General features: G+C 63.3%; 22 protein-coding genes and 1 tRNA gene. 14 read left to right on the top strand and 9 right to left on the bottom strand.

What is annotated here, in order from left to right; genetic code table 11:
* Nucleotides 1-9: 9 nt before the first annotated feature.
* From JAB4_RS01975 to JAB4_RS01945, 7 genes are all read left to right on the top strand, one after another.
* Entirely contained in the window at nt 10-825 is an 816-nt protein-coding gene (locus JAB4_RS01975; RefSeq protein ID WP_029496076.1) for an ABC transporter ATP-binding protein, read from the top strand.
* 19 nt (nt 826-844) lie between these two features.
* Nucleotides 845-1,741 carry a branched-chain amino acid ABC transporter permease gene (locus JAB4_RS01970; protein ID WP_175444778.1) on the top strand — a complete coding sequence of 299 codons (897 nt, stop codon included), beginning with the start codon at nt 845-847 and terminating at the stop codon, nt 1,739-1,741.
* An 83-nt stretch (nt 1,742-1,824) separates the two neighbouring features.
* Nucleotides 1,825-2,883 (top strand): branched-chain amino acid ABC transporter permease, encoded by a 1,059-nt coding sequence (locus tag JAB4_RS01965; protein ID WP_070218970.1) that lies wholly within the window; start codon nt 1,825-1,827, stop codon nt 2,881-2,883.
* 58 nt (nt 2,884-2,941) lie between these two features.
* Nucleotides 2,942-4,261, top strand: coding sequence for an ABC transporter substrate-binding protein (locus tag JAB4_RS01960; RefSeq protein WP_070218969.1), 1,320 nt, complete (start codon nt 2,942-2,944; stop codon nt 4,259-4,261).
* A 135-nt stretch (nt 4,262-4,396) separates the two neighbouring features.
* Nucleotides 4,397-5,236, top strand: a complete 840-nt coding sequence (locus JAB4_RS01955) for an ABC transporter ATP-binding protein (protein WP_070218968.1) — start codon at nt 4,397-4,399, stop codon at nt 5,234-5,236.
* A gap of 81 nt (nt 5,237-5,317) precedes the next feature.
* Nucleotides 5,318-6,583: an AMP-binding protein gene (locus JAB4_RS01950; protein ID WP_070218967.1), complete on the top strand. Its 1,266-nt coding sequence runs from the start codon at nt 5,318-5,320 to the stop codon at nt 6,581-6,583.
* 63 nt (nt 6,584-6,646) lie between these two features.
* Nucleotides 6,647-7,228, top strand: a complete 582-nt coding sequence (locus tag JAB4_RS01945) for a hypoxanthine-guanine phosphoribosyltransferase (protein WP_070218966.1) — start codon at nt 6,647-6,649, stop codon at nt 7,226-7,228.
* 121 nt (nt 7,229-7,349) lie between these two features.
* Here JAB4_RS01945 and JAB4_RS01940 read toward each other — a convergent pair whose 3' ends face one another.
* The 4 genes from JAB4_RS01940 to JAB4_RS01925 all read right to left on the bottom strand — a co-directional run bounded on the left by JAB4_RS01940 (nt 7,350) and on the right by JAB4_RS01925 (nt 9,714).
* Complete coding sequence (locus JAB4_RS01940; RefSeq protein WP_070218965.1) at nt 7,350-8,303, bottom strand: nitronate monooxygenase family protein; 954 nt, start codon at nt 8,301-8,303, stop codon at nt 7,350-7,352.
* A gap of 100 nt (nt 8,304-8,403) precedes the next feature.
* A complete protein-coding gene (locus JAB4_RS01935; RefSeq protein WP_070218964.1) occupies nt 8,404-9,327 on the bottom strand; it encodes an MBL fold metallo-hydrolase in 924 nt (307 codons plus the stop codon).
* 7 nt (nt 9,328-9,334) lie between these two features.
* The gene (locus JAB4_RS01930; protein WP_227742078.1) at nt 9,335-9,514 is read right to left on the bottom strand and encodes a DUF1289 domain-containing protein; all 180 of its coding nucleotides are present in this window, start codon (nt 9,512-9,514) and stop codon (nt 9,335-9,337) included.
* A 50-nt stretch (nt 9,515-9,564) separates the two neighbouring features.
* Entirely contained in the window at nt 9,565-9,714 is a 150-nt protein-coding gene (locus JAB4_RS01925) for a hypothetical protein (protein WP_175444776.1), read from the bottom strand.
* Between the two features lie 131 nt (nt 9,715-9,845).
* On the opposite strand from JAB4_RS01925, the gene JAB4_RS01920 reads away from it, so the two are divergent.
* Together JAB4_RS01920 and JAB4_RS01915 are read left to right on the top strand one after the other, a co-directional pair.
* Nucleotides 9,846-10,259, top strand: coding sequence for a CopG family transcriptional regulator (locus tag JAB4_RS01920; RefSeq protein WP_034783786.1), 414 nt, complete (start codon nt 9,846-9,848; stop codon nt 10,257-10,259).
* Between the two features lie 54 nt (nt 10,260-10,313).
* Nucleotides 10,314-11,597 carry a PHB depolymerase family esterase gene (locus JAB4_RS01915; protein WP_227742077.1) on the top strand — a complete coding sequence of 428 codons (1,284 nt, stop codon included), beginning with the start codon at nt 10,314-10,316 and terminating at the stop codon, nt 11,595-11,597.
* Here JAB4_RS01915 and JAB4_RS01910 read toward each other — a convergent pair.
* From JAB4_RS01910 to JAB4_RS01900, 3 genes are all read right to left on the bottom strand, one after another.
* Nucleotides 11,590-12,741, bottom strand: a complete 1,152-nt coding sequence (locus JAB4_RS01910; protein WP_070218963.1) for a two-component system response regulator — start codon at nt 12,739-12,741, stop codon at nt 11,590-11,592. The two genes, JAB4_RS01915 and JAB4_RS01910, sit on opposite strands and share 8 nt — an antisense overlap.
* Nucleotides 12,742-12,772: 31 nt before the next feature.
* Nucleotides 12,773-15,829 carry a response regulator gene (locus JAB4_RS01905; protein ID WP_070218962.1) on the bottom strand — a complete coding sequence of 1,019 codons (3,057 nt, stop codon included), beginning with the start codon at nt 15,827-15,829 and terminating at the stop codon, nt 12,773-12,775.
* 98 nt (nt 15,830-15,927) lie between these two features.
* Entirely contained in the window at nt 15,928-16,125 is a 198-nt protein-coding gene (locus tag JAB4_RS01900; protein ID WP_070218961.1) for a cysteine-rich CWC family protein, read from the bottom strand.
* Nucleotides 16,126-16,356: 231 nt separating this feature from the next.
* On the opposite strand from JAB4_RS01900, the gene argB reads away from it, so the two are divergent.
* Nucleotides 16,357-17,250, top strand: coding sequence for an acetylglutamate kinase (gene argB, locus JAB4_RS01895; RefSeq protein WP_010393729.1), 894 nt, complete (start codon nt 16,357-16,359; stop codon nt 17,248-17,250).
* A 39-nt stretch (nt 17,251-17,289) separates the two neighbouring features.
* Nucleotides 17,290-17,364: transfer RNA gene (locus JAB4_RS01890), tRNA-Thr, on the top strand.
* A gap of 144 nt (nt 17,365-17,508) precedes the next feature.
* On the opposite strand, the gene JAB4_RS01885 is transcribed toward JAB4_RS01890, so the two are convergent.
* A complete protein-coding gene (locus JAB4_RS01885) occupies nt 17,509-18,378 on the bottom strand; it encodes a TraB/GumN family protein (RefSeq protein ID WP_227742076.1) in 870 nt (289 codons plus the stop codon).
* A 90-nt stretch (nt 18,379-18,468) separates the two neighbouring features.
* On the opposite strand from JAB4_RS01885, the gene JAB4_RS01880 reads away from it, so the two are divergent.
* The 3 genes from JAB4_RS01880 to pabB all read left to right on the top strand — a co-directional run bounded on the left by JAB4_RS01880 (nt 18,469) and on the right by pabB (nt 21,738).
* Nucleotides 18,469-19,203, top strand: a complete 735-nt coding sequence (locus JAB4_RS01880) for a pyrimidine 5'-nucleotidase (protein ID WP_083287249.1) — start codon at nt 18,469-18,471, stop codon at nt 19,201-19,203.
* A gap of 102 nt (nt 19,204-19,305) precedes the next feature.
* Nucleotides 19,306-19,881 carry a nucleoid occlusion factor SlmA gene (gene slmA, locus JAB4_RS01875; RefSeq protein ID WP_070218959.1) on the top strand — a complete coding sequence of 192 codons (576 nt, stop codon included), beginning with the start codon at nt 19,306-19,308 and terminating at the stop codon, nt 19,879-19,881.
* A gap of 21 nt (nt 19,882-19,902) precedes the next feature.
* Nucleotides 19,903-21,738, top strand: coding sequence for an aminodeoxychorismate synthase component I (gene pabB, locus JAB4_RS01870; RefSeq protein ID WP_070218958.1), 1,836 nt, complete (start codon nt 19,903-19,905; stop codon nt 21,736-21,738).
* Here the strand turns inward: pabB and JAB4_RS01865 are convergent.
* Complete coding sequence (locus tag JAB4_RS01865; RefSeq protein WP_070218957.1) at nt 21,735-22,094, bottom strand: DUF1428 domain-containing protein; 360 nt, start codon at nt 22,092-22,094, stop codon at nt 21,735-21,737. The two genes, pabB and JAB4_RS01865, sit on opposite strands and share 4 nt — an antisense overlap.
* Between the last annotated feature and the right edge of the window lie 92 nt (nt 22,095-22,186).

The raw sequence follows: 22,186 nt of genomic DNA, 5'->3' as shown, positions 1-22,186 counted from the left end.
CACAGCACGATGCAAATGAACGAACCCGACGCCCATTTCGGCACGGCCCGCAAGACGGGTCCCGTGATCCTCGACCTGAAGAACATCTCGCTGTCGTTCGGCGGCGTGAAAGCGCTGACCGACATTTCGTTCGACGTGAAACAGCATGAAATCCGCGCCATCATCGGCCCGAACGGCGCGGGCAAAAGCTCGATGCTCAACGTGATCAATGGCGTGTACCGCCCGCAGCAGGGCGAGATCATTTACCGGGGCGAACACCGGCGCGGCATGGATTGCTACGCGGCCGCCAAGTCCGGCATCGCGCGCACCTTCCAGAACATCGCCCTGTTCAAGGGCATGACGGTGCTGGACAACATCATGACGGGGCGCAACCTCAAAATGAAGTCGAATTTCCTGCTGCAGGCCCTGTACTGGGGACCGGCGCGGCGCGAGGAAATCGAGCACCGCAAGAAGGCCGAGGAGATCATCGACTTCCTGGAAATCCAGGCCATCCGCAAGACGCCCGTGGGGCGCCTGCCCTACGGCTTGCAAAAGCGCGTGGAACTGGGCCGCGCGCTGGTGGCCGAACCGGAGATTTTGCTGCTCGATGAACCGATGGCCGGCATGAACGTGGAAGAAAAGCAGGACATGTGCCGCTTCATCCTCGACGTCAACGACCAGCTGGGCACGACCATCGTGCTGATCGAGCACGACATGGGCGTGGTGATGGATATCTCCGACCGCGTGGTGGTGCTCGATTACGGCAAGAAGATCGGCGACGGCACGCCCGACGAGGTGCGCAGCAATCAGGACGTGATCAATGCCTATCTCGGCGTGGCGCACTAGACAAGGAATGGCAATGAATATCAATTTTTTCTTTGAAGTGCTGATCGGCGGCCTGCTGTCGGGCGTCATGTACGCGCTGGTGGCGATCGGCTTCGTTCTGATCTACAAGGCCTCGGGCGTGTTCAACTTCGCGCAGGGCGCGATGGTGTTCTTCGCCGCCCTCACCTGCGTCGGCATCATGGACAAGTTCGGCCTGTCCTTGTGGCTGGCCATCCCGCTGACGATGCTCACCATGATTGTGCTGGGCATGGCGATTGAAAGGGTGGTCTTGCGGCCGCTCGTCAACCAGCCGGAAATCACGCTCTTCATGGCCACCATCGGCCTGACCTTTTTCATCGAAGGCCTGGCACAGCTGATGTGGGGCTCGCAGGTGCACAAGCTGGACCTGCCCATCGAAGACGTGCCGATGCCCTTCCTGATGGACCATTTCAACATCATCGTTTCGCAGTTCGACGTGGTGGCGGCCGGCATCTGCGCGCTGCTGGTGATTTGCCTGGCCCTGCTGTTCTCGAAAACCAAGGTGGGCCGCGCCCTGCGCGCCGTTGCCGACGACCACCAGGCGGCGCTGGCCGTGGGTATTCCGCTGCAGCGCATCTGGGCCGTGGTGTGGGGCGTGGCGGGCCTGGTGGCGATGGTGGCCGGCTTGCTGTGGGGCGCGCGCAACGGGGTGCAGTTCGCCCTCACCTTCATCGCCTTGAAAGCGCTGCCGGTGCTGATCCTCGGCGGCTTTACGTCGGTGCCCGGTGCCATCGTCGGCGGCCTGATCATCGGCGCGTCGGAAAAGCTGGCCGAAGTCTACCTGGGCCCCATGGTGGGCGGCGGCATCGAAGGCTGGTTCCCGTATGTGCTGGCCCTGCTGTTCCTGCTCGTGCGCCCGGAAGGCCTGTTCGGCGAGAAGATCATCCGTCGCATATAACACCACCGAAACAGCATCGTAGGTCGGGTTAGCGCATGGCGCGTAACCCGACAACAGCCAAAACAGCCCGCAAAGGACACGCCATGATTTACCGTGAAGCAGGACAATTCAAGACCAGCTACCAGGCTGACAACCAGATTTTCCCGATCCGGCAAGACCGCCTGGCGCTGACGGCCACGCTGCTCGTCGCCGTCTTCCTCCTGCCGTATTTCGCCTCGCCCTACATGCTGTCGGCGATCCTGATCCCGTTCCTGATCTTCGCCCTGGCGGCATTGGGCCTGAACATCCTGACCGGTTACGCAGGCCAGCTGTCGCTGGGCACGGCCGCCTTCATGGCCGTCGGCGCGTTTGCCTCGTATAACTTCATGGCGCGCCTGCCCGGCTTGCCGCTGCTGGTGTCGTTCATCCTGGGCGGCCTGTGCGCGGCCATGGTGGGCATCGCCTTCGGCCTGCCCTCCCTGCGCATCCGCGGCTTTTACCTGGCCGCCTCCACCCTGGCGACGCAGTTTTTTGTTGTCTGGTGCCTGACCAAGATCCCGTATCTGACCAACTACAGCTCCTCGGGCGTGATCACGGTGCAAAAGATGAGCATCCTCGGCTACCAGTTCGACACGCCGCAAAGCAAATACCTGCTGGTGCTGGCGATTGTCGCCGGCATGGCGCTGCTGGCCAAGAACATGATCCGCTCGAACGTGGGCCGCTCGTGGATGGCCGTGCGCGACATGGACATGGCGGCCGAAGTGATCGGTTTCCGCCTGATGCGCACCAAGCTGCTGGCGTTTGCCGTCAGCTCGTTCTACTGCGGCGTGGCCGGCGCCCTGTATGCGTACGCCTACCTGGGCACGGTGGAGCCGGAAGCGTACAACCTGGACCTGTCCTTCCGCATCCTGTTCATGATCATCATCGGCGGCGTCGGTTCTATCCTCGGCTCCTTCCTGGGCGCGGCCTTCATCGTGCTGCTGCCCGTCTTCCTGAACACCATCGCGCATGGCCTGGCGTTGCCGACCAGCGTGGCCTCGAACCTGGAACTGATGGTGTTCGGCGCGCTGATCATCTTCTTCCTGATCGTCGAGCCGCACGGCCTGGCCAGGCTGTGGCAGATCGCCAAGGAAAAATTGAGACTCTGGCCCTTCCCCCATTAAGTTTTTGCAGTCGATGTCGGTTCACTTGAATACCAAATAAAACAAGAGGAGACACACAATGAAACACATCAAATCGCTCATGCTGGCCGCCGCCATCGCCAGTGCCGCACTCACCATGGCCGGCAGCGCGCAGGCGCAGGACAAGGAACAGTACATCGCCCTGCCCTCGTACCGCGTGGGACCGTACGCGGCCGGCGGCTCCGGTTTCTACGGCGGCATCATCGATTACTTCAACCTGGTCAACCAGGCCGGCGGCGTCAATGGCGTGAAAATCAGCTGGGAAGAATGCGAAACCGAATACAACCCGTCGCGCGGCGTCGAATGCTATGAACGCCTGAAAACCAAGCAGGGCGGCGCCACCCTGGTCGAAACCCTGTCCACGGGCGTCGCCTACGGCATCCTCGACCGCGTGGCGCAGGACAAGATCCCCATGACGATGATCGGCTACGGCCGCTCGGACGCCGCCAACGGCAAGGTCTTCCCGTATGTGTATCCGCTGATCTCCAGCTACTGGAGCCAGGCCGCCGCCATGATCAAGTATTTGGGCGACAAGGATGGCGGCATGGACAAGCTGAAAGGGAAAAAAATCGTCCACCTGTACCACGATTCGGCCTTCGGCAAGGAACCGCTGCCCGTGCTGGAAGCGCTGTCGAAACAGTACGGCTTCGAACTGATCAAGATTCCCGTCGCGCCGCCCGGCAGCGAACAGCAATCGCAATGGCTGCAAATCCGCCAGGCCAAGCCGGACCACGTGATCCTGTGGGGCTGGGGCGTGATGAACTCCGTTGCCATCAAAACGGCGCAGCGCAACGGCTTCCCGCGCGACAAAATGCTGGGCGTCTGGTGGGCCGGCTCCGAGGAAGACACGATTCCATCGGGCGACGCGGCCAAGGGCTACACGGCGATGACGTTCAATACGCCGGGCAACTACCCCGTGCTCGACGACATCCGCAAAAAACTCTACGCCACCGGCAAGGGCAACCTGTCCGACCAGTCGCGCATCGGCTCCGTCTACCACATGCGCGGCGTGACGGCCGGCATCCTGTGGGTCGAAGCGATCCGCACGGCGCAGGAAAAATTCGGCAAGGGCAAGCCGATCACGGGCGAGCAGATGCGCTGGGGCCTGGAAAACCTGAACGTCGACGATGCGCGCCAGAAGGCCGTGGGTGCACTGGGCATGTTCCCCACCGTGAAAACCAGCTGCGACGACCATGAAGGCTCGGGCGCCGTGAAGGTGCAGCAGTGGGACGGCAAGAAGTGGACCGCCATCACGCCGAAATGGATCGTCGGCGACAAGGCCCTGGTACGCAAGCTGGTCGAGGAATCGTCGGGCAAGTACGCCGAAGAGAAAAAGATCACGCCGGCGTGCATGAAGTAAGCGGCTCTCGACGTGGCGTCGGGTTACGCGCTACGCGCTAACCCGACCTACGCCGACCAACGCCGCATTCACGTAGGTCGGATTAGCGTAGCGTAATCCGACAGCATCGCCAACACATATGAAAACGAAGCAGCCATGACACCCACTGCCACGCAAACACCAGACACCGCGCCGCCGCCCTACCTGTCGGTCAACAATATCGAAGTCATCTACGACCACGTGATCCTGGTCCTGAAGGGCGTGTCGCTGCAAGTCCCGCAAGGCAAGATCGTGGCGCTGCTGGGCGCCAACGGCGCCGGCAAGTCGACCACCCTGAAAACCATCTCGACCCTGCTGCGCGGCGAACGCGGCGACGTCACCAAGGGCGAAGTCCAGTTCAAGGGCGAGCGCGTGGATCAGTTGACGCCGAATGAGCTGGTCAAGCGGGGCCTGTCGCAAGTGATGGAGGGCCGCCACTGTTTCGGCCACCTCACCATCGAGGAAAACCTGCTGACGGGCGCCTACACGCGCAGCCTGTCGCGCGGCGAGCTGAAAGACGCGCTGGACAAGGTCTATCACTATTTCCCGCGCCTGAAAACGCGGCGCAGCAGCCAGGCCGGCTATACCTCGGGCGGCGAACAGCAGATGTGCGCCATCGGCCGCGCGCTGATGGCCAAGCCCTCGATGATCTTATTGGACGAACCCTCGATGGGCATCGCGCCGCAGATCGTCGAAGAGATCTTCGGCATCGTCAAGGATTTGAACCACAAGGAAAACGTGTCTTTCCTGCTGGCAGAACAGAACACCAACGTGGCGCTGCGCTACGCCGACTTCGGCTACATCCTGGAAAACGGCCGCGTCGTGATGGAAGGGCAAGCGCAGGAACTGGCCAGCAACGAAGACGTCAAAGAGTTTTACCTGGGCGTGTCCAGCGCCGGGCGCAAGAGCTTCCGCGACATGAAGTTCTACCGCCGCCGCAAGCGCTGGCTGGCGTGATCCATCAAAAACCTTGGCTGCAACGCGCCCGGCGGTCCTGATGGCCAGGCGTGCGAATCAACATGCAATGACAATTGGAGAATGACTGACATGACCGATACGCTCGACAGTCTGGAAGCACGCGCCCCCGAAGCGCGCGAACGCGAATTGATGGCCGGCCTGCCGCAGCTGATCGCGCGCGCGCAACAGGCGCCGGGCTGGGCCCGCATCCTCGACGGCGTCGATGCGGCCGGCATCACCAGCCGCGCCGCGCTGGCGCAGCTGCCCGTGACGCGCAAGTCCGACCTCAAGCAATTGCAGCACGCGCAGCTGCCGTTCGGCGGCTTGAACACGACACCGAAAAACGCCCTGTCGCGCGTGTTCGTCTCGCCCGGTCCCATCTTCGATCCGGAAGGCCGCGGCCCCGACTGGTGGCGCTTTGCGCGGCCCATGTATGCGGCCGGCGTGCGCGCCGGCGGCTTGCTGCAGAACTGCTTTTCGTATCACTTCACGCCGGCCGCCTTCATGGTCGAAGGGGGCGCCGCGCGCATCGGCTGCACCGTCATCCCGGCCGGCATCGGCCAGACGGAAATGCAGGTACAGGCGATGGCCGACCTGAAGCCGGACACGTATATCGGCACGCCGTCGTTCCTGAAACTGATCATCGAGAAGGCGCGCGAAATGGGCGCCGACATCAGCAGCGTCACCAAGGCCCTGATGGGCGCGGAAGCCTTGCCCGAATCCTTGCGCAGCTGGTTTGCCGAGAACGGCGTGCCGCACGTGTTCCAGACCTATGCCTCTGCCGATATCGGCAGCATCGCCTATGAAACGGCCAGCCATGGCAAGCTCAATCCAGGCATGGTCGTCGACGAGAACGTGCTGCTCGAGATCGTCCATCCGGGCAGCGGCATTCCCGTCGCGCCGGGCGAAGTGGGCGAAGTCGTCGTCACCGTCTTCAATGCCGACTACCCGCTGATCCGCTTTGCCACCGGCGATCTGTCGGCCGTGCTGACGGGCGCGCCGCAGTCGCCGTGCGGACGCACGAATACGCGCATCAAGGGCTGGATGGGACGCGCCGATCAAACCACCAAGGTGCGCGCCATGTTCGTGCATCCGTCGCAGGTGCATGAGATCGCGCGCCGCCACCCGCAAATCAGGAAGGCGCGGCTGGTGGTGTCGGGGCGCATGGCCAACGACGAGATGGCCTTGCATTGCGAAGTCGACGATCCGCATGACGCCAGCGGCGTGGAAGCCATCATCGGTTCGATCCGTGAACTGACCAAGCTGCGCGGCGACGTGGTGCTGGTGGCGGTGGGCAGTCTGGCCCAGGACGGGAAAATCATCGACGACATGCGCGATTACAAATAAGGCCGATTTGCGGGATAATACCGGCATTGACCATCAGCCCCTTTCATCGCCATGCAAGAGTCCATGCAAGAATTTCATCACAACCGTGCCCGTGACCTGATCAAGAACGCGGAACTGCTGTTCGACCAAGATACCGTGCAGGCGTCGATCACGCGCATGGCCGATGTGCTCAACACGCGCTTCAACGCCGAGGATTCGAAAGAGTTCCCGCTGGTGCTGGGCGTGATGGGCGGCGCCGTCGTGTTTACGGGCAGCCTGCTGCCGCAACTGAGCTTCCCGCTCGAATTCGACTACATCCACGTCAGCCGCTACGGCGACGACGACAAGGGTGGCGAAGTGGTGTGGAAAGTCATCCCCCGCTCGAACGTGGCGGGCCGCACCGTCATCGTGCTCGACGATATTCTCGACGAAGGCGAAACCCTGGCGCACGTCAAGCAGCGCTTGCTGGACATGGGCGCCTCCGAAGTCATCCTGGCCGTGTTCGCCGACAAGGCCATCGGCAAGAAAAAGCCCGTACAAGCCGACATCGTCGGCCTGGTGATCCCGAACCGCTTCGTCGTCGGCTTCGGCATGGATGCGTACGGCTACTGGCGTAACCTGCCGGGTTTGTGGGCCATCAAGCCTGAGGATTTGAAGCAGGAGTGATTGTGGTGCTGTCGGATTACGCGCTGCGCGCTAATCCGACCTACGCTACCAGGTTCGAGTAGGTCGGATTAGCGGCGGTACGCCGCGTAATCCGACACCACCACCACCATCGCAACAACGATTACAGCTTCAACCGCGCGCGCGCCGCATCGTATTCGGCCTTCAGGCGCGCCACCATCTCTGCCACGCTCGGCACGTCATCCATCAAGCCCACGCCCTGGCCCGCGCCCCAGATGTCGCGCCAGGCCTTGGCGCTGCCGGAGCCGAAATTCATCGCGCTCTTGTCCGCTTCGGGCAAGGCTTCCGGATCGAGTCCGGCCGCTTCGATCGATTTTTTCAGGTAATTGCCGTGCACGCCCGTAAACAGGTTCGTGTAGACGATGTCGGCCGCGGCAGACTCCACAATGGCCTCGCGGTAGCCGTCGCTGACGTTCGATTCCTTGGTCGCCAGCCAGCGCGAGCCGATGTAGGCAAAGTCGGCGCCCATCGCTTGCGCGGCCAGCACGGCGTCGCCCGTGGCGATGGAGCCCGACAGCGCCAGCGGGCCGTCGAAGAATTTGCGCACTTCGCCCACCAGCGCGAACGGCGACAGGGTGCCCGCGTGGCCGCCGGCTCCGCTGGCGACCAGGATCAAGCCATCGACGCCCGCTTCCAGCGCCTTTTTCGCGTGGCGGATCGAAATCACGTCATGCAGCACGATGCCGCCATAGCTGTGGATGGCGTCGAGCATTTCCTTGGGCGGCGCGCGCAGCGAGGAAATGATGATGGGGACCTGGTGTTTCACGCACACTTCCACGTCATGCGCGAGACGGTCGTTCGACTGGTGCACGATCTGGTTGACGGCGATCGGCCCGACTTTTTTATCGGGATGGGCGGCCTGGAAGGCGGCCAGCTCGGCCTGCAGGTCGGTCAGCCACGTGTCGAGCAATTCGGCGGGACGCGCGTTCAGGGCCGGGAAGGAACCGACGATGCCGGCCTTGCACTGCGCCGCGACGAGGGCCGGGCCGCTGGCGATGAACATCGGCGAGGCGATAACGGGTAAGGAGAGGTTTTGCAACGCAACAGGCAATGCCATGGCGGACTCGCTGGAAAGTTGATCGGACGTGAAAGACACACTGAACGTTGATTATAGTGCAGAAAAAGTACGATCGTGCTGAATTTATCGCAAGGCCGGTTCAACCCTCGTTGAGCAAGTACTCACCCTCGACCTGCGCCGCTGCTGCCCTGCATAGTTGCGACACGGCCCACTCGGCCAGCGCGGCCGCCTCCTGGCGCAGGAAGCGCCGGTTGGCCTCTTCGAAGACGGGCATGCCGCGCAGCAGGGCCGGTATCTCGACCAAGGCGATGCGCTGGCGCTCGAGCAGCAAAAATTTCAGCAGCACTTTCACCGCATTCTGCGCATTGCGCACGGGGTCGGACGCCAGGTAATCGAGGCGCGAATACGCACGCTGCAGGGCGCCGGCGGCCTCCGTGAATGGCCGGCCATGCCCGGGAATGACGACGCGCACGTCCAGGCTGGCGATCAGGTCCAAGGTGGCGCGCGCTTCAGGAAAGCCGGAGCCGCCATCGAGTTCGGGAAAGATCACGCCAAAGCCGTTTTCCCACAGGGCGTCGGCGGAAATCAGGATGCCCTCGCCGGCGCAGTAAAAAATCAGCGAGTGCGGGTCGTGGCCCGGCGCGCCCAGCGCCTGCCAGGCCATACCGGCCAAAATCAAGGTGTCGCCGGGCGAGACGGTGGCGTCAAAGCGGAAGCGCGGGCATTGCTGGCCCGTGGCCTGGAAGCTGAGGGCATCGACATCCCATGCGCGCACCTTGTCCGCTTCCGCCACGGGAATGGCCGTATGGCAGCCGTATTCGGCTTGCAGCAGCGCGTTGCCGCCGCAATGGTCGGAGTGCAGGTGGGTGTTGAACAGGCGGTCCAGCGGCCGGCCGGCCAGGCTGTGGCGCAGCAGGGCCAGGGTTTGCGGCGCATGCGTGACATAGCCGCTGTCGATCAGGGCCGTGTCATCCTTCCCCTGGAACAGGATGTTGTTCGACGACAGCCAGCCGCGTTCGAACACCTGCATGGCATCGGGGAACAGCGCTGGCGATCGCGGCATGGCTTCCTCAGTAGTCGGGCTCGAAATCGAGCAAAGATTCGCGGCCCGGCAATTCGGCCCACACGGCGCGCTTGAAGTCGTCGTCGGCCTTGCTCCAGGCGATGATTTCGTCGAGCGTACGCAGGCAGCCTTCGCACAAGCCGCTGTTGCGGTTCATCTTGCACAGGCTGACGCAGGGCGACGGCACCGGCGACGGCAAAGAAAGCGGAACGGCTGGCGGAGGTGGGGGAGCGACCATCATGGAGCGGCATCGGTAAACGTGAAGACTTTCATTATGCCGCGAAACGGCGCCGGCGAGGCGATGGCATCGCCCTGCAATGTTTCCGTGAATATATTTTCCAGAGAAACAATGCTCAACAACCGCTGTTCCGGAAATATATTTTGCACACATTCTCACTCTGCGGGTGCCCGTCCTACAACACGATCAGCCCAGATCCTGCTTGACTTGAGTCATTTCAGAACTATACTACCATCCATACAGATGGCAAATGGATGCCACGTGGAGTTTATGGAGAGATATGGCCAAGCAAGACAGCAAGCCCAAAATTGGGGAATCCGAGAAAATCACGATCAACCTCGGCTTGATTGACCTGGGGCAGATCGATCTGCTGGTCCAGGAGGGATTTTATTCCAACCGCACGGATCTGATCCGTACGGCCATACGCAACCAGCTGGGTATCCACGCCGACGTGGTGAAACAAACCGTGGCCCGTAAAAGCCTGGTATTGGGCATGCAGCATTACTCGCGCGCCGACCTGGAAGCGATCCAGGCAGCCGGCCAGCGCCTGCAGATACAGGTGCTGGGACTGGCCAGCATCGCCAGCGACGTTTCGGTGGAACTGGCACTGGCCACCATCGAGTCGATTTTCGTATTAGGTGCCCTGCACGCCAGCACCGTCGTCAAGACGGCGCTCGCAGGGCGAATTCACTAGCGTATTGGTTCGCGGCGATGACCCGGCCGATGCGCGGCACCGTTAAGGATGGTCATGAAACTACCTCTCAACATGTTGGCGCAGATGCGCACAGCGACCCGTAATCTGATGGGCAGCGGCCCCGCCGCCGCCACCGAAGCGATCCAGCAGGCGCTGTCTGCGGCCGGACTGACGCCGCAAGCGGCCGCCACGCAAGCGCCGCCACCGCAGCCGATGCGTGATATCAATCCGCCACCTGCGCCGCCACCTGCACCAGCGCAGGCCCGGGCCGGGCAGCCGCACGCTGACGCCGCGCCGGAAGCGGCATCGGTGCCGCCCACGCCCGCGCAGGCGGCGCAGGAGTTCGCGCAGGATTTCATGGCGCGCCTGGGCGTGCCGGCCGGCTTGGGCCAGCACAGCTTCGACATGCCCAGCTTCGAGCTGCCGAATTTCCACCCGCCCGGCTTCAACGCGCCGGCCGCCACGCCGGTGGAAATCCCCGCCGGCGCGCAGTTCATCGATGGCGTGTACCGCAACCATGCGGGCACGCGTTCGTACAAGCTGTATATCCCCAGCAGCTACCACGGCCAGGCCATGCCGCTGATCGTCATGCTGCACGGCTGTACGCAAAATCCCGACGATTTCGCCGCCGGCACGCAGATGAATGCGCTGGCCGAAGAAAAGGAGTGTTTTGTCGTCTACCCGGCGCAGACGCAGGGTGCCAACAGTTCGCGCTGCTGGAACTGGTTCAACGCCATCGACCAGCAGCGCGACCAGGGCGAACCGTCGCTGATCGCCGGCATCGCCCAGCAAGTCATCGACGAATACCCGGTCAACGAGCGTGAAGTGTTCGTCGCCGGCCTGTCGGCGGGTGGCGCCATGGCCGTCATCGTCGGTACCCTGTACCCCGACCTGTTTGCCGCCGTCGGCGTGCATTCCGGCCTGCCCTTCGCCTCGGCGCAGGACTTGCCGTCGGCGCTGGCAGCCATGAAGGGCGGCGCCATGCCCAATGCCCAGCGCAAGGCGCCGGCCGGCGGCGTGCCCATCATCGTTTTTCACGGCGACCGCGACACCACCGTCAACCCGCGCAATGGCGATGAACTGATCGCGCAGGGCGTGCGCAGCCAGGCGGGCGGCAAGGCGGCCAAGGCCGCATCCGTCGACGGCAGCGTGCCGAACGGCCACCGCTACACGCGCACCACGCACAGCCAGGCCGACGGCTCGCCGCTGGGCGAACACTGGGTCATCCACGGCGCCGGCCACGCGTGGTCCGGCGGCAGCGATAACGGCAGTTATACGGACGGCAAAGGGCCGGACGCCAGCCGGGAAATGCTGCGCTTCTTCAAGACCGTCAGCTGATGTTTTCGGTGTAGGGCGCGATCTGCCGCTGCTTGTCGGCGATCTCGCATACGCCGTCGGCATAACGGTTGGAGATGGCGATGAACTGGTCCTGGATCTGCAGGAAGGCGTCGACGATCTCGGCGTCGAAGTGCGAACCGCGTCCCTCGACGATGATCTGCACGGCCTGCGCGTGGTCCATGCCCTGCTTGTAGATGCGCCGGCTGATCAGGGCGTCATACACGTCGGCCAGCGCCATCAGGCGCGCCGAAATCGGGATGGCTTCGCCCGCCAAGCCTTGCGGGTAGCCGCTGCCGTCCCATTTTTCATGGTGGCTGTAGGCGATCTCTTTCGCATACTTGAGGAAATCGACTTCGATGCCCAGTTCGTGCTCGGCCGCCAGGATGGCGTCGCGTCCCAAGGTGGTGTGCGTCTTCATGATCGCCATTTCATGCGGCTCGAAACGTCCCGGCTTGAGCAGGATATGGTCGGGGATGCCCACCTTGCCGATGTCGTGCAGCGGCGCCGTCTTGAACAGCAGTTCGATATTCTTGTCCGTCAAAAAATCGCGGAAACGCGGCAAGTTGCGCACCTTCTCGGCCAGCGCCTTCAGGTAGTGCGAGGTGCGGCGGATATGGTTGCCCGTCTCGCTGTCGCGCGTCTCGGCCAGCGAGGCCATGGCGTGGATGGTGACGTCCTGCAGCGCCGCCACTTCCTGCACGCGGCGCTCCACTTCCGTTTCCAGGTACTGGTTCTGGTCGCGCAGGAAATCCTGCATCTGCTTCATCGCCAGCTGCGTCTTGATGCGCGCCAGCACGATGGGTGCCGAAATCGGCTTGGTGATGTAATCGACGGCGCCCAGGGCCAGGCCCAGCTGCTCGTCGGCCACTTCGCTCATGGCGGTCACGAAAATCACGGGGATGCCTGCCGTGGCGGCATCGGCCTTCAGCGCGCGGCATACATCGTAGCCGCTCATGCCCGGCATCATGATGTCGAGCAGGATCAGGTCGGGCTGGTCGCTGCCGGCGGCGATCTTCAGGGCGCGCTCGCCATTGACGGCGATCTTGGTGCGGTAATCGTCTTCCAGCACCGCGCGCAGCAGATCGATATTGTCTGGCGTGTCGTCGACTACCAGGATGGTTGGCTTGCTTGCCGGCGCTCTCATGCCCGTCCTTCGTTCTGCATAGTTATCCTTCTCACAGTGTCAGCTCCAGCGCATCGGCCACTTCGCCCAGCTGCGCCAGCGCACCTTCGAAATCGTATTGTCCCAGCATGCGCTTCAACTGGCGCGCATGTTCCGCCTGCCCCGCCGCGACCAGCACGGGACCGATGCCGTCGAGGTGCTTGACGGCCTGCGCATCGTCCTGCTGCAGCAGCTGCGACAATTCGCGCAAGCCCGCTTCCAGGTATGCCCGGTCCACCGGCGCCACGTGCGCCACCGCCGCGCCGCCCGCTTCGGCAGCATTGCCGCGCGACTGCATGGCCAGCACGATCTTCGGCACCAGCTCGTCGAGCGCCAGGGTGCAGGCGGCCAGTGCCTGCGGCAAACCGTCGTGCGAACCCAGGCTGAGCAAGTGCTCGACCCGCGCGGCGCTGTCGGCCAGGCCGCCGGCGCCGATATTGCCGGCCAGGCCCTTCAGGGTATGCGCTTCGCGGATCGCCGTCTCGAGCTGGTTGTTCTCGATGGCGGCAACGATGCGCTGCATGGCGTCGAACTGGGTTTCCACAAAACGGTCCAGCAATTTTCGCATCAAAGCGGCATTGCCGCCCACGCGGCGCATGGCTTCCGTCATTTTCAGGCCGGCGATCACGGGCAGCTCCGCTTCCGGCTGCGCCGCTACCGACGTCATTGCCTGCGGCGCGGCCGGCGCGATCCAGCGCGCCAGGGTGCCGAACAGCTGCGCCACGTCGATCGGCTTGGCGATGAAATCGTTCATGCCGGCGTCCAGGCATTTTTCCTTGTCGCCGACCATGGCATTGGCCGTCATGGCGATCACGGGCAAATTCGAATAACGGGGGTCCTGGCGCAGCTTGCGCGTCGCCTGGTAGCCATCCATCACCGGCATCTGGCAATCCATCAGTACGCCGTCATAGGCGTTTTCCTCGATCTTCGCCAGCGCGATGGCGCCATTGCCCGCGATGTCGACGCGGATGCCGGCGTCGTTGAGAATATGCTGCGCCACTTCCTGGTTCACTTCATTATCCTCGACCAGCAGCAGCCAGGCGCCGCGCAGGGCGCGCTCGTCGTCGCGGTAGCTGCTCTGGCGCTGCGTCTTGCGGCTCTGTCCCGTCACACCGCCAAACACGAACGATATCTGGTCGAGCAGGGTCGAGGCGCTGACCGGCTTGTTCAATATCCCGTCGAGCGGCAAATCGCGCTGACGCGCCGCCTCCAGCAGCGCTTCGCGATGGAAAGCCGTGACCATGATGCAGGCCGGCGTCGCATCGATGCCGACGGCATCGGCACGGATGCCGGCCAGGGTATCGAGGCCGTTCATGCCCGGCATTTTCCAGTCCATCAGCACCAGTCCGTACGGACGCCCCTCGGCGCGCGCCTGCGCCACGGCGCCGATGGCCAGCACGCCGCCAGACACGGCACGCGCCTCAAAGCCCAGCGCCGCCAGCATGCTGACGAAGATTTCACGCGCGCTGGGGTTGTCATCGACCACCAGCACGCGCAGGCCCTGGAACTGCTGTTGATGTTGCAACTGCGGCAGATTATCGCGCGGCACGGCGGCCAGGCCGAAGCGGGCCGTGAAGAAAAAGGTGCTGCCCACGCCCGCTTCGCTGACCAGGTCAATCTCGCCTTCCATCATTTCCACCAGGCGTTTGCTGATGGTCAGTCCCAGGCCGGTGCCGCCATGGTGGCGCGTGGTGGAGGTGTCGGCCTGGGTAAAGGCCTGGAACAATTTGCTGCGCTGGGGCGGCGTCAGGCCGATGCCCGTATCGCGCACGTCGACGCGCAGCACGGCTGCATGCTCTTCCAGCTGCTGCAGGCGGATGGTGACGACGATCTCGCCTTTGTCCGTAAACTTGATCGCGTTGTTGGTCAGGTTGATCAGCACCTGGCCCAGGCGCAGCGGGTCGCCCTGCAAGGCGTTCGGCACGTCGGGGGCGATGTCGAACAGCAGTTCAAGCCCCTTGTCCTGCGCGCGCATCACGGACAGGTCGGCGATCTGCGCCAGCACGTCCTCGAGGAAGAAATCGACTTTTTCAAAGGCCATCTTGCCCGCCTCGATCTTCGAGAAATCGAGGATGTCGTCGATGATGGCCAGCAGGTTCTTCGAAGCCGATTCCACCTTCTCCAGGTAGTTGCGCTGGGTCGACGTGAGCTCCGTCTGCAGCGCCAGATGGGTCATGCCGATGATGCCGTTCATCGGCGTGCGGATCTCGTGCGACATATTGGCCAGGAAGTCCGACTTCATCTTGGTCGCATCCTCGGCCACTTCGACGGCGTGACGCAGGTCCTGCTCGACGGCCAGGCTGGTGCTCATGTTCTTGAGCGCCTGCAGCAATTCGCCCGTCTCGTCGCGCGACGTCACCTCGATGACGGAACTGAAGTCGCCATTGGCCACGCGCGTGGCGATCGCCACCGCCTCGCCCAGCGGACGCGTGATCGAGCGCGCCGACCAGGCAAAGGCCAGGCCCGTCAGCAGGGCCGCCAGGCCGATGCCGCCCATCAGCAGCAGCGAGGTGTCGATGTCGTTGCGTATCCTGGCCGCGCTGTCGCGGATCAGCTGTTGCTGCAAATCGTCGAGCTGGCCCACGTACAGCAGCACTTTTTCCAGCATCGGCAAGGTCTGCGTCTGCATGGCCTGCTCGGCGCGGGCATCCTCGCCGCGCTCGACCAGTTCGAACATCGTCTTGAGCGAGCCGTAGTACTCGGCGCGCGCCAGGTGCATCTGTTCCAGCAGGCGCCGTTCCTCGGGCCGCGCATCGAGACCGTCGAGAATGCGCACCTGCTCATCGATGCCTTGCTTGATCGCTTCCAGGCGCGCCTGGTTCGCCTGGCGCAGCGCCCGCTCGTGCTGGTTCGGCAGATTGCCGATGCGCGTGGCCGCCTCGCGCGCCAGCCCGTGGATCTTGCTGGTGGCCTTGGCGGCGACCCAGTCGCGCTGCAGGATATCGTCGGTCTCGGCGCGGATGGCGTAGATGCGGCTGCCGGAAAGGACGATGACGACCAGCATCAGCACGATCAACATGGCATAACCGGCATTGATGCGCACGCCGATACTGATATCCCTGAAGCGCATAACTTTCCTATAAGAAATTCTTGAAAATCGAAGTCTGAACGTATTCCCCTACGAAATGCAAGGTTTATTGCAAAGCAATTGCATGCTGAAGCACTTATTTAGCCGACGTTAGGCTTGACAGGAGGTGCCAGGGTGGCGATATGGGCTTGCAGGCAGGCGGGGCACCAGCAGCCCACGGCGGCGCTGCCGGGCACGGGAACGGTGGGCGGCAGGGCCGTGCACCAGCACGGTCCGCTGGCCTGCGGGTCGGTCTGGCCGCATTGGAAGGTGGCGCCGCACAGGCTGCACTGGCTCATGGCTGTGTTTGAATTGGCAAGTGTGTGTCACGCTGCGCCGGGACGCGACGCAGATGTAACGGGCAGTAAAAGGGCTGGCTGGGGAACATATCGGGCCAGACTATAGGATCATCAGGGAAAATACAACAAGATCGCCCTATAATGCCTCCAGGATTTTCTTCTTCCCTGTAAAATCGCACAAATCTATTTTCCGGACTCGCCATGAATCAACTAGCTAACTTGAACCTGGACATGAATGACGACTTGACGGCGGTGTCGCCGCAAATCAAGGCGCAGATTCTGGCCGAGGCCCTCCCTTACATCCGCAATTTCCACGGCAAGACCATCGTCATCAAATACGGTGGCAATGCCATGACGGACGAACGCCTGAAGCACGGCTTCGCGCGCGACGTCATCCTGCTCAAGCTGGTCGGCATGAACCCGGTCGTGGTGCACGGCGGCGGACCGCAGATCGACAACGCGCTGAAAAAAATCGGCAAGCAGGGCACCTTCGTGCAAGGCATGCGCATCACCGATGAAGAAACCATGGAAGTGGTGGAGTGGGTGCTGGGCGGCGAAGTGCAGCAGGATATCGTCATGCTGATCAACCATTACGGCGGCCAGGCTGTCGGCCTGACGGGCAAGGATGGCGGCTTGATCCGCGCGCGCAAGATGCAGATGCCGGACCGCGAACATCCGGGCGAATTCCTCGACATCGGCTTTGTGGGCGAGATCGACGCGATCAACCCGGCCGTCGTCAAGGCGCTGCAGGACGACGCCTTCATTCCCATCATCTCGCCGATCGGTTTCGGCCAGGACGGCCAGGCCTACAACATCAACGCCGATGTGGTGGCGGGCAAGATCGCGGAAATCCTGAAAGCGGAAAAGCTGATCATGATGACCAACATCGCCGGCGTCCAGGACAAGCAGGGCAACCTGGTGACCGACCTGTCCGCGCGTGAAATCGATGAGATGTTCGCCGATGGCACGATCTCGGGCGGCATGCTGCCGAAGATCTCGTCCGCGCTCGACGCCGCCAAGTCCGGCGTGAACACGGTGCACATCATCGACGGCCGCATCGAACACTCATTATTGCTGGAAGTGTTGACCGAGCAGGCTTTTGGTACTATGATCCGTTCGCACTAAAAATAATTCGGCGCAATTCACCCAGCGCCGATTTTTTATGCCCTTGTAGCTCAGTGGTAGAGCACTCCCTTGGTAAGGGAGAGGCCACGTGTTCGATCCACGTCAAGGGCACCAGTATCCTTTCCCCCGCAGCTGTAAAAATGCCCATGGCGGCGTTGTCCTTCCTCGCCGTACATTCGTACTGTCTTCGTCAGTCCGCCTTGCCCTGAACATTTTTCCATCTGCTCTGCTATCCGTCGCCCGCATCTCCTCCGTGTTTCAATACACCCGCTCGACCTTCAAGCCCTTCTGACGCAGTAAATCCGGCACGCTTTTCGCTCCGACCAGGTGCAGCACGCCGATGGCGGCCAGGCTGTGCTTTTCACGCGCCAGGAGTTTGGCGATGCCGTCGGCCAGGGCCGGGTTGCGGCCGTCCAGCAACACCTTTTGCACGAACTGCGCGGCGAACGAGGGGTCCGTCGCCGCCTTTGCCGCCAGCTTGTCGAAGGCGGCCGCGTCGGCGTTGCGCCAGGCGTCGGCGATCTCGCGCGCTTCCTGGCTTTGTTCCTGATCCTCGATCGATGCCACGCCGTCTTCCAGGAAGCGGCACTGCTCAAACGGCGACATGGCGCCAAACAGCGCCATCTGGCCTTCCATCGATTCGAGTTCCACCACGGGGATCTTGCGGGCCTTGGCCTGCTGCGACAGATAATTGTCGACGGCCAGGTCGGAGCGGTAACCGAGGGTGGAAAATTCGCCGATGGCCAGCACGCTGGCGAGCATCCATGGCTTCATCGGCGCCACCGATTCGGCCGGAATGCCGTATTTTTGCAACAGCGGCGCCAGGCGCGGAGCCAGGGTCTGGCGGCAGTCGGCCGGCACTTTGCTGCCCGGCGCCTCCATGCCGTATTTCAGCACGGCGCTCACAGCCTTGCGCGGATCGGCGCCGGGGTCGATCTCCAGCGCCAGCGCCCCGGCCCGGTGCAGCGCCTGCGTTACTGTCGGCTCGAGCGGGTAAAAATCGGGCGCGCCGACATGGATGGTGCCGAACAGATACAGGGTGTGGGCCGCATCCTGCACCTTGAACAGCGCGCCGCGGTTTTGCGCCACGGGCGGCGCTTCGGCGAAGGCCGCCTGCAACGGCAGCAAGAATAATCCGCAAAACATCACTATAATCTGGCGTCGCATGGTTTTCCTGATTGTTGAATTTTTCATCTTCTCTCGCTAGCAAAGACTCTCGTGCCTGTGTCCCATCTTAACCGCTCGTCGCCGGTCTGGCTGTTTGACCTCGACAACACGCTGCACAATGCCTCGCACGCCATCTTCCCCACCATCACGGCCAATATGAACACGTATATTGCCCGGGTGCTGGGCGACGGCGTGACGCCGGCCGACGACGCCATCGTCAATGCGGCGCGCGCGGCCTACTGGCGCCGCTATGGCGCCACCTTGCTGGGCATGGTCAAGCACCATCAGGTGCAGGCCGCGCATTTTTTGCACGAGACGCACGCCTTCGACGATTTGCGCGCCATGATACGCGCCGAGCGGGGACTGGGGGCTTTACTCAAACGCCTGCCTGGCCGTAAAATTTTACTCACCAACGCGCCGCTGCGCTATTCGAGCGACGTGATGCGCCACCTGGGACTGCGCCAGCACTTTTCACACCACGTCGCCATCGAGGCGATGCAGGTGCACCGCCAGCTGCGGCCCAAGCCATCGACGCTGATGCTGCGCAAACTGATGCGCAAGCACCAGATCCGCCCTGGCCGCTGCATCCTGGTGGAAGACACCCTCGCCAACCTGAAGGGCGCAAAAAGACTGGGCCTGCGCACGGCCTGGGTCACGCAATACCTGAAAATGGCCGACCCGATCGGCGTGGCGAAGTTGCCCAAGGCGTTAAATCGCCCCGCTTACGTCGATGTCAAAGTAAAATCTGTCCGGCATTTGGCACGCCGCCTTCACCGTCTGCGTTGAAGGGGACTCCTGGACTTCCGGCTGACGCCGGAAGCTGCACCGCTAGCGGCGGTGACGGACTTCCCCATCAAGGCAGCATTTTTTTTAACGACAAGAGAAAATATGGCAAGCACACCGCCGGGCCAACGCAGGCTACAAATTCTTCAGGCCCTCGCCGCAATGCTGGAGCAGCCGAAAGGCGAAAAGATCACCACCGCCGCACTGGCGGCCAGACTGGCCGTCTCGGAAGCGGCCCTGTACCGCCATTTCGCCAGCAAGGCGCAAATGTTCGAAGGGCTGATCGAATTCATCGAGTCAAGCGTCTTCGGCCTGATCAACCAGATCGCGGAAAAGCACAGCGACGGGATGACGCAGACGCGCGACATCATCGGCATGCTGCTCAATTTCGCCATCAGCAATCCGGGCATGACGCGCGTACTGATCGGCGATGCGCTGGTCAATGAGGACGAGCGCCTGCAAGTGCGCATGAACCAGTTCTACGACCGCGTGGAGCTGGCGCTCAAGCAGGCCTTGCGCGTGGCCGCCGCCGAAGGCCATGGCAAGGAAAACGAAGTGGCGGCGCGCGCCACCCTGATCGTCAGCTTCGTCATTGGACGCTGGCACCGCTACGCCAAGAGCGGCTTCAAGATCAATCCCTCCCAGGAAGCGGCGCTGCAAATCGCCATGCTGCTGGGGTAAGTCACCGCCGCGGCTGTCCCCATGCATACCGACTGTTTCGCCCTGCTCGACGACGCCAGCACGCCCGGCGCCGCATCGCGCCTGTACACGGGCCTGACGGCGGTCTTGCGGTGCAGCGAGGGGGAACAGTGGCCGGCCCTGCTCGAAGGGCTGCAAGCGGCCTTGGAACGCGGCCAGTATGCCGTCAGCGTGTGCAGCTACGAGCTGGGCGCGCACTTGCTGGCCATGCCGCCGCGCGCGGCGGATCCCGGCGCGCCGCCGCTGGCGCAGGTGCTCGTCTTCGAACATTGCACGCCGCTGTCGCAGGACGAGGTGCTGCAGTGGCTGGCCGCTCGTACGCCAGCGGCGCAAACGCCGGCCGGCATCGCCGGCATCCGCGCCAACGTGGATCAGGCCGAATTCACGCGCGCGCTGGGGCGCATCCACGACTACATCGTGGCCGGCGACACCTATCAGGTCAACTATACGTATCGGCTGCGCTTCGACGCCTTCGGCTCGCCTCTGGCCCTGTATGCGCGGCTGCGCGCCCGCCAGCCCGTGCCGTATGGCGCGCTGGTGATGCTGCCCGATGGCGGCGCCCTGCTGTCGCTGTCGCCGGAGCTGTTCGTGCGCCATGCGCAGGGCGAACTGACGGCGCGTCCGATGAAAGGCACGGCGCCGGCGGCCCCGCCTGAACAAACGGACGAAAACGCGCGCCGCGCGGCCGTCCTGACCAATGATCCGAAAAACCGCGCGGAAAACCTGATGATCGTCGACCTGCTGCGCAACGACATCGGCCGCATCGCCGCCACGGGCTCCGTCAAGGTGCCCGCCCTGTTCCAGGTGACGCGCTACAGCAGCGTGCTGCAGATGACGTCCACCGTGCAGGCGCGTTTGCGCGGCGACGCCAGCCTGGCCGACATCTTCCAGGCCTTGTATCCGTGCGGCTCGATCACGGGCGCGCCGAAACGCCGCACCATGGAGATCATCGCCGAACTGGAACCGGCGCCGCGCGGCATCTACACGGGCGCCATCGGCTGGTTCGATCCGCCAAGCGCCGGTAGTGCCCACGCCGTGGGCGACTTCTGCATGTCCGTGCCGATACGCACCCTGGCCCTGCAGCCGGCGGGCCCTGACGGCCTGCGGCGCGGCGAGATGGGCGTGGGCGCCGGCATCGTCCTCGACAGCGACCCGCACGAGGAATTTGCGGAATGCCAGCTCAAGGCCCGCTTCCTGACGGGGCTGACCAATGACTTCGAACTGTTCGAGACCCTGCACGCGAGCCGCGCCGGCGGCTGCCGCCAGCAGGAGCGCCACCTGGCGCGCCTGGCCGCCTCCTGCGCCTACTTCGGTTTTGCCTGGGATGCGGACGCGGCCCGCGCCGCGCTGCAGACGGCCTGCGCCGCGCGCCCCGACAATGCGCCCTTCCGCCTGCGCCTGGCGCTGCGCCAGGACGGCCAGTTTACGACGCAAAGCGGCGCCCTGTCGCCCTTGCCGGAGACGGTCAACATCATGCTGGCGCCCGAGGCCACGAATGCCGACGACCTGTTCCTGCGCCACAAGAGCAGCGTGCGCGCGCGCTATGACGCAGCGTGGCGCGCGGCCGAGGCGCAAGGGGGCTTCGACATGCTGTTCTTTAACGAGCGGGGCGAGCTGACGGAGGGCGGGCGCAGCAATGTCTTCGTCCGGCTCGATGGCCGCTGGCACACGCCGCCCCTGTCCTGCGGCCTGCTGCCCGGCGTGCAACGCGCAGCCATGCTGGCCGATCCCGCCTGGAACGCGCAGGAAACCATCATCACGCGGGCCATGCTGGCGCGGGCCGAGGCGATCGTCGTGTGCAATGCGCTGCGCGGGGCGATGCCGGCTGCTCTTATTTAAAGATCGACACGCATTTCATAGCCGCCGTAGATCATCCGCTTGCCATCGAACGGCAGCTTGGCCGGGTCCATCATCTCGGCCAGGCGCGGGTCTTTCATGACCTTGTCGTTGATTTCATCGCGCTTGGCGCGCGACTCATACACAATCCATGAAAACACCACCACTTCGCCATCCTGCAAGTCCACCGCCTGCGGGAACGAAGTCAGCTTGCCCGGCTTGACATCGTCACCCACGCACTCGCGAAATTCCAGCGCGCCATATTCGCGCCAGACGGCGCCGCAACTGCGCGACATGGCCAGATAAGCATCGAGCTTGGCTTTCGGTACGGGCACCACAAATCCATCGACATATGCCATGATGATCTCCTTTGTTGTGACAAACGCGAACAACCAGCTTAGGATAATGATGGCAAGACGACAAGCACGGCATTAAAAAAAAAGCAGGCGTT

The organism is Janthinobacterium sp. HH102 (assembly GCF_001758625.2).
Taxonomy (GTDB): domain Bacteria; phylum Pseudomonadota; class Gammaproteobacteria; order Burkholderiales; family Burkholderiaceae_D; genus Janthinobacterium.
This window is presented reverse-complemented; position numbering and strand designations above follow the sequence as displayed.

Excerpts from the sequence above, each read along its gene's own strand:
- JAB4_RS01945 (WP_070218966.1), top strand. The coding sequence starts at position 6,647 with ATGCAAGAATTTCATCACAACCGTGCCCGTGACCTGATCAAGAACGCG.
- JAB4_RS01910 (WP_070218963.1), bottom strand. The coding sequence starts at position 12,741 with ATGAGAGCGCCGGCAAGCAAGCCAACCATCCTGGTAGTCGACGACACG.
- JAB4_RS01950 (WP_070218967.1), top strand. The coding sequence starts at position 5,318 with ATGACTGACATGACCGATACGCTCGACAGTCTGGAAGCACGCGCCCCC.
- JAB4_RS01975 (WP_029496076.1), top strand. The coding sequence starts at position 10 with ATGCAAATGAACGAACCCGACGCCCATTTCGGCACGGCCCGCAAGACG.
- JAB4_RS01935 (WP_070218964.1), bottom strand. The coding sequence starts at position 9,327 with ATGCCGCGATCGCCAGCGCTGTTCCCCGATGCCATGCAGGTGTTCGAA.
- pabB (WP_070218958.1), top strand. The coding sequence starts at position 19,903 with ATGCATACCGACTGTTTCGCCCTGCTCGACGACGCCAGCACGCCCGGC.
- JAB4_RS01960 (WP_070218969.1), top strand. The coding sequence starts at position 2,942 with ATGAAACACATCAAATCGCTCATGCTGGCCGCCGCCATCGCCAGTGCC.
- slmA (WP_070218959.1), top strand. The coding sequence starts at position 19,306 with ATGGCAAGCACACCGCCGGGCCAACGCAGGCTACAAATTCTTCAGGCC.
- JAB4_RS01905 (WP_070218962.1), bottom strand. The coding sequence starts at position 15,829 with ATGCGCTTCAGGGATATCAGTATCGGCGTGCGCATCAATGCCGGTTAT.
- argB (WP_010393729.1), top strand. The coding sequence starts at position 16,357 with ATGAATGACGACTTGACGGCGGTGTCGCCGCAAATCAAGGCGCAGATT.
- JAB4_RS01940 (WP_070218965.1), bottom strand. The coding sequence starts at position 8,303 with ATGGCATTGCCTGTTGCGTTGCAAAACCTCTCCTTACCCGTTATCGCC.
- JAB4_RS01965 (WP_070218970.1), top strand. The coding sequence starts at position 1,825 with ATGATTTACCGTGAAGCAGGACAATTCAAGACCAGCTACCAGGCTGAC.
- JAB4_RS01865 (WP_070218957.1), bottom strand. The coding sequence starts at position 22,094 with ATGGCATATGTCGATGGATTTGTGGTGCCCGTACCGAAAGCCAAGCTC.
- JAB4_RS01915 (WP_227742077.1), top strand. The coding sequence starts at position 10,314 with ATGAAACTACCTCTCAACATGTTGGCGCAGATGCGCACAGCGACCCGT.
- JAB4_RS01955 (WP_070218968.1), top strand. The coding sequence starts at position 4,397 with ATGACACCCACTGCCACGCAAACACCAGACACCGCGCCGCCGCCCTAC.
- JAB4_RS01920 (WP_034783786.1), top strand. The coding sequence starts at position 9,846 with ATGGCCAAGCAAGACAGCAAGCCCAAAATTGGGGAATCCGAGAAAATC.
- JAB4_RS01900 (WP_070218961.1), bottom strand. The coding sequence starts at position 16,125 with ATGAGCCAGTGCAGCCTGTGCGGCGCCACCTTCCAATGCGGCCAGACC.